Raw genomic sequence first — 13,792 nt, 5'->3', positions numbered from 1 at the left:
GACCTGGGCTGCCCTACACATCGAGCGACAAATTATGTTGAATGATAATGATTGTCAATTGAGAAAGAGAATTAATGCTCCGCAAAGGTGCGTTTTGAGAACTGCGACACGCTGACGCACGCCAGCCCCGTTGGCGATCAGCCGTATGACTAATTATTTCAAGATCCCATCCGTTCTCCTTGGTGAATGGCCCGAACGTACAGCCCTGGCCAAACCAGCATTCCCAATGCCTTGCGCGGTCGGCGAAGACCGCGTCCTGCATGCCTCGAATGGGGCGTGACGTAAGAAAACCGATTCCATTTGCAAGCCCACATCTGGCAGGAAACCCCATGACCGACGCGTTCGAACTCCCAAGCAATCTGGTCCAAGCCCTTCAGCGCCGCGCGGCCCTGACGCCGGATCGGGTGGCCTTGCGGTTTCTCGCCGAAACCCCGGATCAAGCGGTGGTACTGAGTTATCGCGAGCTGGATCGGCGGGCCCGGGTCATTGCGGGGGCGCTGCAGGCCGAGGCTGAGTTTGGCGATCGCGCAGTGTTGTTGTTTCCAAGCGGCCCGGACTATGTCGCCGCCTTCTTCGGGTGCCTGTATGCCGGCGTGATCGCAGTCCCGGCGTATCCGCCAGAGTCGACCCGCCGTCATCATCAGCAACGCTTGCTGTCGATCATCAGCGATGCCGAACCGCGTCTGCTGCTGACCAGTACGAGTCTGCGCGACGCCTTGTTGCAGATCGAAGGTGCGCCAGCGTTGCTCTGCGTCGATAGCCTCGCCCCGGCGTTGGCGGATAGCTGGCGCGCGCCGGATCTGCCGGCCGAACACATTGCCTTTCTGCAGTACACCTCCGGTTCCACCGCGCTGCCCAAAGGCGTGCAAGTCAGCCACGGTAATCTGGTGGCGAACGAGTTGTTGATTCGCCACGGTTTCGGCATTGATCTGAACCCCGACGATGTGATTGTCAGCTGGTTGCCGCTGTATCACGACATGGGTTTGATCGGCGGTCTGTTGCAGCCGATTTTCAGTGGCGTGCCTTGCGTGTTGATGTCGCCGGCGTACTTCCTCGGTCGGCCGTTGCGCTGGCTCGAAGCGATCAGCGAGTACGGCGGCACCATCAGCGGCGGGCCGGATTTCGCTTATCGCCTGTGCAGCGAGCGGGTCAGCGAGTCGGCACTGCAACGGCTTGATCTCAGCGGCTGGCGCGTGGCGTATTCCGGTTCCGAACCGATTCGTCTCGACACCCTGGAACGCTTCGCGGCAAAGTTTGCTGCCTGCGGTTTTACCCCGGACAGTTTCATGGCGTCCTACGGTTTGGCCGAAGCGACGCTGTTCGTCGCCGGCAGCCCGCGCGGCCATGGCATCGGCACTCTGCGCGTCGATGAACAAGCGCTGGCACAGAACCGGGCCGAGTCGGGCGAGGGCAGTTCGATCATGAGTTGCGGCATCAGCCAGCCGGATCACGCGGTGCTGATTGTCGACCCGCAGGCGCTCAACGAACTGGCTGACAACAGCGTTGGCGAAGTCTGGGCCGCCGGTCCGAGCATCGCCCAGGGCTACTGGCGCAATCCCGAAGCCAGCGCCAAGACCTTCGTCCAGCACGCCGGGCGCACCTGGCTGCGCACTGGCGATCTGGGGTTCATGCGCGACGGCGAACTGTTCATCACCGGTCGCCTGAAAGACATGCTCATCGTTCGCGGTCACAACCTGTACCCGCAAGACATCGAACAGACCATCGAACGCGAAGTCGAGGTCGTGCGCAAAGGTCGGGTGGCCGCGTTTGCCGTCACGGTCGACGGTCAGGAGGGCATCGGGATCGCTGCGGAGATCAGCCGCAGCGTGCAGAAAATCCTGCCGCCCGAAGCGTTGATCAAGTCCATTCGCCAAGCGGTGGCGGAGGCGTATCAAGAGGCGCCAAGTGTCGTGGCGTTGCTCAATCCCGGTGCGCTGCCGAAAACTTCCAGCGGCAAGTTGCAACGAGCGGCGTGCCGTATTCGATTGGCGGACGACAGTCTCGACCATTACGCGCTGTTTCCTTCAGCGGTCAGCGCCAGGGTCGGGCAAAGCGAGTTCGCTGGCGAGCTGCACACCCTGATCGGGCAGATCTGGTGCGAGCAATTGCAGGTCAAACAGGTCGAGGCCGATGATCACTTCTTCCTGCTCGGTGGCAACTCCATTTCGGCGACTCAGGTGGTCGCGCGGCTGCGTGAAGAACTCGGTCTTGAGCTGAACCTGCGCTTGTTGTTCGAGGCCCCGACCCTGGGCGCATTCGCCGACGCCGTCGCCCGCCAACAACAGGACGGCGGACTGGCTCAAGGCGCAATCTCCACGCTGACGCGCAGTGAACCGATGCCGCAGTCCCTTGCGCAAAACCGATTGTGGATCACCTGGCAGCTCGACCCGCAGAGCAGCGCTTACAACATTCCGGGAGCTTTGCGTTTACGTGGCGAACTGGACGAAGACGCGTTGCGTGCCAGTTTCCAGCAACTGATCGAACGCCACGAATCCCTGCGCACGCGCTTCTTCGAACGTGATGGCGTGGCGCTGCAACAGATCGACGCGCCCGGCGTGTTCAACCTGCAACTGATCGACATCAGCGACTTGCCAGCCAGCGAGCGAGAGGCGCGCGCGCAGCAGATTCGTGAAGACGAAGCCCATACCCAATTCGATCTGGAGAAAGGTCCGCTGCTGTGGGTGACCCTGGTGCGCCTGGATGATGAGGACCATCAGCTGCTGGTGACGATGCACCACATCATCGCCGACGGTTGGTCGCTGAACGTATTGATCGACGAGTTCTCGCGGGTCTACGCCGCCGCCTCCCAGGGGCAAACCGCAGCGCTTGCCCCCTTGCCGACCCAGTACGCCGATTACGGCAGCTGGCAGCGCCAATGGCTGGCACAAGGGGAGGGTGAGCGACAATTGGCCTACTGGAAAGCGCAGTTGGGGACTGAACATCCGACCCTGAATCTGGCCACTGATCATCCCCGTTCAAAAAAGCCAAGCCAACCTGCAGCCCGTCATTCGATCAAGCTGGCGACGACCCTCAGCGACGCCATTCGCCGGACGGCCCATGCCCATGAATCGACGCCGTTCATGTTGTTGCTTGCCGCCTTCCAGAGTCTGTTGCATCGCTACAGCGGTCAGCGCGACATCCGCATCGGCGTGCCCAATGCCAACCGTCCTCGACTGGAAACACAGGGACTGATCGGGTTCTTCATCAACACCCAAGTGATGCGCGCCGAGGTGGATGCGCGGCTGCCGTTCGTTGAGTTGCTGGCGCAAACCCGTCACGCGGCCTTGGGCGCCCAGGCGCATCAGGACTTGCCGTTCGAACAGCTGCTCGAAACCTTCCCCCATGCTCGGGAACAAGGTCTGTTCCAGGTCATGTTCAACCATCAGCAGCGTGACCTGAGCGCGCTGCGCCGGCTGCCTGGATTGCTGGCAGAAGAACTGCCGTGGCACAGTCGTGAAGCCAAGTTCGACCTGCAATTGCACAGCGAAGAAGATGCCAAAGGGCGTCTGAGCCTGTCCTTCGATTACGCCAGTGAGCTGTTCGACAGCGCCACCATCGAGCGCCTGGCGGAGCATTTCAGCACCCTGCTGCGGGACGTTTGCGAGCGACCGCAAAGCGCCATCGGTGACTTGCAGCTGCTGTCACCAAGCGAGCAACAACACCAGGCAACGTGGAGCGTTGCACCGTGTACACCGGCCAGCCAGTGGCTCCCGGAACAACTCAGCGAGCAGGCGCGGCTGACCCCGGAACGCATCGCGCTGATCTGGGACGGCGGCAGCCTGGACTTCACGCAATTGCACACCCAGGCCAACCGGCTGGCGCATTACCTGCGTGACAAAGGCGTCGGCCCGGATGTGTGCGTGGCGATTGCCGCCGAGCGTTCGCCGCAGCTGTTGATCGGCCTGCTGGCGATCATCAAGGCCGGTGGCGCCTACGTTCCACTGGATCCTGATTACCCCGCCGAACGCCTGGCCTACATGCTCAGCGACAGCGGCGTTGAATTGCTGCTGACCCAGACCGAATTGCTCGATCGCTTGCCGGCCACCGCAGGCGTCAGCGTGATCGCCATGGACACCCTGCACCTGGAAAGCTGGCCGAGTCACGCACCGGGCCTGCACTTGCACGGCGACAACCTGGCCTACGTGATTTACACCTCCGGTTCCACCGGCCAGCCCAAGGGCGTCGGCAATACCCACGCCGCCCTCGCCGAGCGGCTGCAATGGATGCAGTCCACCTATCGCCTGAACGATACCGACGTGCTGATGCAAAAGGCGCCGATCAGTTTTGACGTGTCGGTGTGGGAGTGCTTCTGGCCGCTGATAACGGGGGCACGTTTGCTGATCGCCGGCCCTGGCGAACACCGCGACCCGCACCGCATCGCCCAGTTGGTTCAAACCTACGGCGTCACCACACTGCACTTCGTGCCTGCGCTGCTTTCATTGTTTATCGACGAACCGCTCACCGCCGAATGCACCAGCCTGCGCCGGGTATTTTCCGGGGGTGAAGCTTTGCCCGCGGAGCTGCGTAACCGCGTGCTGGAACAGCTGCCAGCGGTGCAATTGCACAACCGTTATGGCCCGACCGAAACCGCGATCAACGTCACCCATTGGCAGTGCTCCCTCGAGGACGGTGAGCGTTCGCCGATTGGCCGACCGTTGGGCAATGTTGTCTGCCGGGTGCTCGACCACGATCTCAACCCCGTGCCGGCCGGCGTGCCGGGTGAGTTGTGCATCAGTGGTATCGGTCTGGCCCGTGGCTATTTGGGACGTCCTTCGTTGACCGCCGAGCGTTTTGTCGTGGATCCGCTGGGCGAGCAGGGCGCCCGCCTGTACCGCACCGGCGACCGGGCACGCTGGACCGCAGAGGGGGTTATCGAATACCTCGGTCGTCTCGATCAGCAGGTCAAGTTGCGTGGTTTTCGTGTCGAGCCGGAAGAAATCGAGGCGCGGTTGCTGGCTCAGGATGGCGTCGTTCAAGCCGTCGTGCTGGTGCGTGAAACGTCGGCCGGTGGACAGTTGATTGGCTATTACACGAGCACGGGTTTCTGCGAAGAAATCGATGCACAAAACCAGCGCCTGCACGCCGCATTGGCGGCCGAGTTGCCTGAATACATGGTCCCGGCGCAATTGATGCGGCTGGACGAAATGCCCCTGAGCCCGAGCGGCAAACTCGATCGCCGGGCCTTGCCTGAACCGCACTGGCAGGTACGCGAGCACGTCGAACCGGTCAGCGACCTGGAACAAAAGATCGCCGGCATCTGGCGCGAAGTGCTGGGCCTTGCGCAAATCGGTCTGCGTGACGATTTCTTTGCCCTGGGCGGTCATTCGTTGCTGGCCACGCAAATCATTTCTCGCACCCGTCAGGCCTGCGATGTCGAGTTACCGTTGCGAGCGTTGTTCGAGAACAGCGAGCTGGGCGCATTTGCCGAACAGGTCCGATTGATCCAGGCCAGCGGCAAAACCAACCAGCAACCACCGATTGAGAAAGTCGACCGCAGCCAACCGGTGCCCTTGTCCTATTCCCAGCAGCGCATGTGGTTCCTCTGGCAGATGGAACCGGACAGCCCGGCTTACAACGTCGGTGGCATGGCGCGATTGCGCGGGGTGCTGGATGTCGGGCGCTTCGAGGCGGCGTTGCAGGCGTTGATCATGCGCCACGAAACCCTGCGCACCACGTTCCCGAGCATCGACGGTGTGGCCAGGCAACAGGTGCATGCGCACACCGGCATGCGCATGGAGTTCAAGGATTTCACTGCGCTGGATGCCGACGGTCGTGAATGGCAGGTCCAGCAACTGGCTGACGACGAGGCGCACAAACCTTTCAATCTGGAAACCGGGCCGCTGCTTCGCGCGTGCATGGTCAAGACTGACGAGCTGGAACATTATCTGGTGCTGACCCTGCACCACATCGTCACCGAAGGCTGGGCGATGGATATCTTTGCCCGGGAATTGAGCGCGCTCTACGAAGCCCTGGTGGAGGACCGCGAATCGCCGCTGGCGCCGCTGCCGGTGCAATACCTCGACTACAGCGTGTGGCAGCGTCAGTGGCTGGAGTCTGGTGAACGCCAGCGTCAACTGGACTACTGGACCGCGCAACTGGGCCCTGAACATCCGCTGCTGGAATTGCCCTCCGACCGCCCGCGTCCGCCGGTGCAAAGCCATCAGGGCGAGTTGTTCCGTTTCGACTTGAGTGATGACCTCGCCGCACGGGTTCGAGCCTTCAATGCGCAGAACGGTCTAACCCTGTTCATGACCATGACGGCCGCATTGGCGGTGCTGCTTTACCGCTACAGTGGCCAGACCGACTTGCGCATTGGCGCGCCGGTGGCCAACCGGATTCGTCCGGAAAGCGAAGGGCTGATTGGGGCTTTCCTCAATACACAGGTGCTGCGTTGCCAGCTCGACGGCCAGATGTCCGTTGGCGAATTGTTCGATCAGGTCCGCCATACCGTCATCGAAGGCCAGTCCCATCAAGACCTGCCGTTCGATCACTTGGTGGAAGCCTTGCAGCCACCGCGTAGCACGGCTTACAACCCGCTGTTCCAAGTGATGTGCAACGTCCAGCGCTGGGAATTCCAGCAGAGTCGTACCCTGGCGGGCATGACCGTCGAGTACCTGGCCAATGATGCGCGTGCGACCAAGTTCGACCTTAATCTGGAAGTCACCGACCTCGATCATCGGCTCGGTTGCTGCCTGACCTACAGCACCGATTTGTTCGATGAACCACGCATTGCGCGCATGGCCGGGCATTGGCGCAACCTGCTCGAAGCCTTACTCAGCGATCCGCAACAGCGCCTCAGCGACTTGCCATTGCTGGAAGCCACTGAGCAGCAACAGTTGCTCGACAGCCTTGGTGTCGAACCGGGGGAGCATCGTCTTGACCAGTGCATTCATCACCTGTTCAGCGAGCAGGCACTGATTCGAAAAGATGCGCCGGCACTGACGTTCGCCGGGCACACCCTGAGCTATGCCGAACTCGACAGCCGCGCCAATCGCCTGGCCTGGATGCTCCGCGAACGCGGTGTCGGCCCGCAAGTGCGCGTCGGCCTGGCGCTTGAACGGTCGCTGGACATGGTTGTCGGCCTGCTGGCGATCCTCAAGGCGGGCGGCGCCTATGTGCCGCTGGACCCCGAGTATCCGCTGGACCGTTTGCATTACATGATCGAAGACAGTGGCATCGGTTTGCTGCTCAGCGATGCTGCGATGTTCAAGGCGCTTGGCCAACTGCCGGCGAGTTTGGAGCGCTGGTGCCTCGAAGAGGATGCCGCTGAACTGGCGAATTACCCGGCCAGTGAGCTGCCATTCATCAGCCTGCCGCAGCATCAGGCGTACCTGATCTACACATCTGGCTCCACCGGCAGACCGAAAGGCGTGGTGGTGTCCCACGGTGAAATCGCGATGCATTGTCGTGCCGTGATCGAACGCTTCGGGATGCGCCCGGACGATTGCGAACTGCACTTCTATTCCATCAATTTCGACGCCGCCACCGAGCGCTTGCTCGTGCCGTTGTTGAGTGGCGCGCAGGTCGTATTGCGCGCTCAGGGACAGTGGGATGCGGAAGAAATCTGCGGCTTGATTCGCCAGCACCACATCAACGTTCTCGGTTTCACGCCGAGCTACGGTAGCCAGTTGGCGCAATGGCTGGCCACTCGAAATGAAATCCTGCCGGTGCGTATGTGCATCACCGGTGGCGAGGCGCTGACTGGCGAACACCTGCAGCGCATTCGTGCGGCGTTCAAGCCGAGCCTGTTCTTCAATGCCTATGGCCCGACTGAAACCGTGGTCATGCCGCTGGCCAGCCTGGCTCCGGAGGAATTGGAAGAAGGCCTGGGCAGTGTGCCGATCGGCAGCGTGATCGGCGCTCGCGTGGCCTACATCCTTGATGCCGACCTGGCCCTGGTGCCACAAGGTGCCAGCGGCGAGTTGTACGTTGGCGGTGCCGGTCTGGCGCAGGGGTATCACCAGCGTCCAGGCATGACGGCCGAGCGGTTTGTGGCGGACCCGTTTGCGGCCGACGGCGGGCGCCTGTATCGCACCGGTGACCTGGTTCGCCAGCGTGACGACGGACTGGTGGAGTATCTGGGACGTATCGACCATCAAGTGAAGATCCGTGGCTTCCGCATCGAACTGGGCGAAATCGAAACCCGTTTGCTCGAGCATGAATCCGTGCGCGAGGCGGTGGTGCTTGCCCTGGACGCACCCAGCGGGAAGCAATTGGTCGGCTACGTGCTGACCGATACCGCCGCGCAGGATGACTTGCAACAGGCCTCGCTGCGTGACGCGCTCAAGGCTCAGCTCAAATCCCAGCTGCCGGACTACATGGTGCCAACGCACCTGATCCTGCTGGCTCACTGGCCGCTGACCGCCAACGGCAAACTGGATCGCCGCGCGTTGCCGGCGCCGGACCCCGAGCTGAACCGTCAGCAGTACGTGGCGCCGAGCAACGCGCTGGAACTGACTTTGGCCGGCATTTGGTGCGACGTGTTGAACGTCCAGCAGGTCGGTCTCAATGACAACTTTTTCGAACTGGGCGGTGATTCGATCCTGTCGATCCAGGTGGTCAGCCGCGCACGGCAACAGGGCATTCACTTCAGTCCGCGGGACCTGTTCCAGCACCAGACGGTGCACACCCTCGCTGCCGTCGCGACCCGCACTGAGCAGGTGACTGCCGAGCAAGGTTTGCTGACGGGCGAATCGCGCCTGACACCGATCCAGCATTGGTTCTTCGACAGCGAGATCCCTGAGCGCCACCACTGGAACCAGGCCTTGCTGCTGGAACCGGCCGAGACGCTGGAACCTCATCGTCTTGAGCAAGCGCTGCTGGCAGTGATCGCACAGCACGACGCCTTGCGCCTGCGTTTCACCAACGCCGCGGGGCAATGGCGCGCCGAACACCAGGCTGAATCTGACGTCCCGGTGCTCTGGCAAGTACGGGTGAAATCCATGGACCAGTGCACGGCGCTGTTCGCCGACGCCCAGCGAAGCCTCGACCTCGAACAGGGACCCCTGGTTCGTGCGCTGTTGGTTGATGGTCCACAGGACCAGCAGCGATTGTTCATCGCCATTCACCACCTGGTGGTGGACGGGGTTTCGTGGCGCGTCTTGCTGGACGATGTGCAAACGGCCTATCGCCAATTGCCCTTGCAGGAGACGGTGCAACTGCCAGCGAAAACCAGCGCCTTCCGGGACTGGGCCGCTCGCTTGCAGGCTTACGCTGGCAGCGAATCCCTGCGCGAGGAATTGAGCTGGTGGCAGGCGAACCTGGCAGGTCCTCACGCCGGGTTGCCGTGCCCCCGCCCTGAAGGTGGACGTCAACACCGTCACGCGCAAACGGTCAGTGTGCGCCTCGACAGCGAACAGACACGCCAGTTGCTGCAGCAGGCGCCGAGTGCCTATCGCACTCAGGTCAATGACCTGCTGCTGACTGCATTGGCTCGCGTATTGTGCCGCTGGAGCGGTCACGCATCCGCCTTGATTCAATTGGAAGGTCATGGCCGTGAAAGCCTGTTTGATGACATCGATCTGACCCGCACCGTGGGTTGGTTCACCAGTGCGTATCCGTTGCGGCTGACACCGGCGAACAGCCAGGGCGACTCGATCAAGGCGATCAAGGAGCAACTGCGTGCCGTGCCGCACAAAGGTCTGGGGTATGGCGTGCTGCGCTACCTCGCCGATGATTTGTGCCGTACTGCCATGGCAGCTTTGCCGCCGGCGCAGATCACCTTCAATTACCTCGGCCAGTTCGACCAGAGTTTTGCCGATGATGCGTTGTTCCGTCCGCTGGGCGAGCCGGTTGGCGCGGCCCATGACCCGAAAGCACCGCTGCCGAACGAACTGAGCGTCGACAGTCAGGTCTACGGCGGCGAGCTGGTATTGCGCTGGACGTTCAGTGCCGAACGCCACGATCCGCAGACCATCACCGAGCTGGCGAACGCCTATCTGGGGGAGCTGCAAGACCTGGTCGAGCATTGCCTGCGCGACGATGCGGGCGGCTTGACGCCGTCGGATTTCCCGTTGGCCGGACTGACCCAGGCACAACTCGACGCGCTGCCCGTGCCCGCTGCGGTCATCGAGGATGTGTATCCCCTGACACCGATGCAGGAAGGCATGTTGCTGCACACCCTGCTGGAACCGGGCACCGGGCTGTATTACATGCAGGACCGTTATCGCATCAACAGCCAACTTGATCCGCAGCGTTTTGCCGAAGCCTGGCAAGCGGTGATTGCGCGTCACGAAGCCCTGCGTGCCTCGTTTTGCTGGAACGTCGGCGAAGACATGCTGCAGGTTATCCACAAGCCGGGCAGCACGCCGATCGAGTTTCTGGACTGGACCGATGTCGCCGACACCGAGCAAGAACCGAAGCTGCAGGCACTTCTTAAAAGCGAGCGCGAGGCCGGTTTCGATCTGCTTGTTCAGGCGCCGTTCCACCTGCGACTGATCCGGGTTGGCGCCGCGCGCTACTGGTTCATGATGAGCAACCACCACATCCTCATCGATGCGTGGTGCCGTTCGCTGCTGATGAACGATTTCTTCGAGATCTACACCGCCCTGGGCGAAAATCGCCAGGCACAACTGGCCGTGCCGCCGCGCTATCGCGACTACATTGGCTGGCTGCAACGCCAGAGCCTGGAGGAGGCTCGGCAGTGGTGGAAGGACAATCTGCACGGCTTCGAACGGACCACGCCGATCCCGAGTGACCGGCCTTTCCTGCGTGAACACGCCGGTGAAAGTGGCGGCATGATCGTAGGCGATCGCTACACCCGACTGGATGCCCGGGACGGTGCGCAACTGCGCGAATTGGCCCAGGCCCATCAGTTGACCATCAACACCTTTGCCCAGGCGGCATGGGCCTTGGTGTTGCGGCGTTTGAGCGGTGATCGTGATGTGCTGTTCGGCGTCACGGTGGCCGGACGTCCGGTGGAAATGCCGGCGATGCAGCGCACGGTCGGGCTGTTCATCAACAGCATTGCGCTGCGGGTGAAAATGCCTGAAGACGATCAGCGTTGCAGCATTCGCCAGTGGCTCAGTGACTTGCTCGACAGCAACATGCAGCTGCGCGAGTACGAGTACCTGCCGCTGGTGAGCATTCAGGAAACCAGCGAACTGCCCAAGGGCCAGCCGCTGTTCGACAGTCTTTTTGTGTTCGAAAACGCCCCGGTGGAAGTCTCGGTGCTGGACCGTGCCCAGAGTCTTAACGCGACTTCGGATTCGGGACGCACCCACACCAACTTCCCGCTCACAGCCGTGTGTTATCCAGGCGATGACCTGGGCTTGCACCTGTCTTACGACCAGCGTTTCTTCGATGAGGCCACGGTCGAACGCATGCTCGGCGAGTTCAAGCGCTTGCTGCTGGCGCTGGTGGAGGGGTTCCATGGCGACATGGCGGACTTGCCGCTGCTGGGGGCCGAGGAAGAGGATTTCCTGATCCACGGTTGCAATCAGAGCGAGCACGAATATCCGCTGGAGCAGAGCTACGTAGCGCTGTTCGAAGCACAGGTTGCCCAGCATCCGCAGCGCGTGGCCGCCAGTTGCCTGGATAAACAGCACAGCTATGCCGAGCTGAACCAGCGCAGTAACCGGCTGGGTCATGCCCTGATCGCGGCCGGTGTCGGGCTGGATCAAGCGGTGGCGTTGCTGGGTGAACGTAACCTTGATTTGCTCGGGATGATCATCGGCAGCTTCAAGGCCGGAGCGGGTTACCTGCCGCTGGATCCGGGGCTGCCAAGCCAGCGACTGAGCCGGATCATCGACCTGAGTCGCACGCCGTTGCTGGTGTGTACAGAGGCGTGCCGTGAACAGGCTGTCGCGCTGCTGGACGCCTGCGGCTGTGCCAATCGACCTCGGTTGCTGGTCTGGGAAGAGGTGCAGGCGAGTGGCGCGTCGGTGACCAATCCCGGCCTCTACAGCGGTCCGGACAATCTGGCGTATGTGATTTACACCTCCGGTTCCACCGGCTTGCCCAAGGGCGTGATGGTCGAGCAGCGCGGCATGCTCAATAACCAGTTGAGCAAGGTGCCGTACCTGGACCTGAGCGATGCCGACGTGATCGCGCAGACGGCTTCGCAAAGCTTCGATATTTCGGTCTGGCAGTTCCTCGCCGCGCCGTTGTTCGGCGCACGGGTCGACATCGTGCCGAACACCATCGCCCACGATCCGCAGGGGTTGCTGGCGCACGTCTCGGCACACGGTGTCACCGTGCTGGAAAGCGTGCCGTCGCTGATCCAGGGCATGCTTGCCCAGGATCGAATGAGCCTCGACGGCCTGCGCTGGATGCTGCCGACGGGGGAGGCCATGCCGCCGGAGCTTGCCCATCAATGGCTGCTGCGTTATCCGGATATCGGGCTGGTGAATGCGTATGGTCCGGCGGAGTGCTCGGATGACGTGGCGTTTTTCCGTGTCGATCCGGCCTCGACCCGCGGCAGCTATTTGCCGATCGGTACACCGACCGACAACAACCGTTTGTACCTGCTCGATGGCGCGCTGGAACTGGTGCCGCTGGGCGCGGTGGGCGAGTTGTGCGTTGCCGGTACGGGCGTCGGACGTGGCTATGTGAGCGATCCGCTGCGCACCGCGCAAGTCTTCGTGCCGAACCCGTTTGGCGCGCCGGGGGATCGTCTGTATCGCACGGGCGACCTGGCCCGGCGTCGCAGCGACGGCGTGCTGGAGTACGTCGGGCGAATCGACCATCAAGTGAAAATTCGCGGTTACCGCATCGAGCTCGGTGAAATCGAAGCGCGCCTTCACGAACAGCCGCACATTCGCGAAGCGGCGGTCGGCGTCCAGGACGGCTTCAATGGCAAGCACCTGGTCGGCTATCTGGTAGCGGCTGATTCGACGCTCAACCCGAACGAACACCTGGAGCGCATCAAACAACGCCTGCGCGCCGAACTGCCGGAATACATGGTGCCGCTGCACTGGCTATGGCTGGACCGGATGCCGCTCAACGCCAACGGCAAGCTCGATCGAAAAGCCCTGCCGGTGCTTGAAATCGGCCAATTGCAGAACCAGGACTACCAGGCGCCGCGCAACGGGCTGGAGCAGACGCTGGCCGATATTTGGGCAGAAGTGCTGAAGGTCGACAAAGTTGGAGTGCGCGACAACTTCTTCGAACTGGGCGGGCATTCGCTATTGGCGACGCAAATCGCGTCACGGGTGCAGAAAGCGCTGCAACGCGATGTACCGCTGCGAGCAATGTTCGAGTGCAGCACAGTAGAGGAACTGGCCGGGTACATCGATGGGCTGGCTGTGAACGATATGACTGAAGAGAAGGCGGAGCGGTTGAATGATCTGATGGCAGAGCTGGAGGGGTTTTAATTTGCTTTTGCTCTGTTTTGCTCTGCTTTTGATCTTCTTGCCGCCTCGGAAGGCCGAGCGCAGGTTCTGCGCAGTGGGCAACCCGGCAAGGATGCCGGGTTAGCCGCCCCCGGCCATGGATGGCCGATGGCGGCGGGCCCACGGAGCAGGACCGGAGTGAGGGAATGCCGAGCCCAGGCGAGGCACCGTACGAAAGGGGCAAGAGCCCTTGGTTACTTGGGGCTTTTCCAAGTGACTCGCCGTAAGGGCGAAACCAATAGAAGCCGTAACCGCAGGAATGGATATGTACACCATCAAAACAACACCGCCTGCCAGGACGCCATCGCCGGCAAGCCAGCTCCCACAGTTTGATCCGGGTGCATCAGGGAGATATGAGTCGGCTGTGAGGCCGCGATCGCGAGCAGGCTCGCTCCTACAGTTTGATCCGGGTACATCACGGAGATAGGAGTCGGCTGTGAGGCCGCGATCGCGAGCAGGCT

At 62.0% G+C, this 13,792-nt stretch carries 1 protein-coding gene; it reads left to right on the top strand.

The features are described 5' to 3' along the window. Positions 1-329: 329 nt before the first annotated feature. The gene (locus H7698_RS23675) at positions 330-13,313 is read left to right on the top strand and encodes a non-ribosomal peptide synthetase (protein ID WP_194692947.1); all 12,984 of its coding nucleotides are present in this window, start codon (positions 330-332) and stop codon (positions 13,311-13,313) included. The last annotated feature ends 479 nt before the right edge of the window (positions 13,314-13,792 follow it).

It is taken from the genome of Pseudomonas sp. p50(2008) (assembly GCF_015351605.1).
GTDB lineage: Bacteria > Pseudomonadota > Gammaproteobacteria > Pseudomonadales > Pseudomonadaceae > Aquipseudomonas.
The sequence above is the reverse complement of the archived record's forward strand: the minus strand, read 5'-3'. Positions and strand labels throughout refer to the sequence as shown.

Excerpts from the sequence above, each read along its gene's own strand:
- H7698_RS23675 (WP_194692947.1), top strand. The coding sequence starts at position 330 with ATGACCGACGCGTTCGAACTCCCAAGCAATCTGGTCCAAGCCCTTCAG.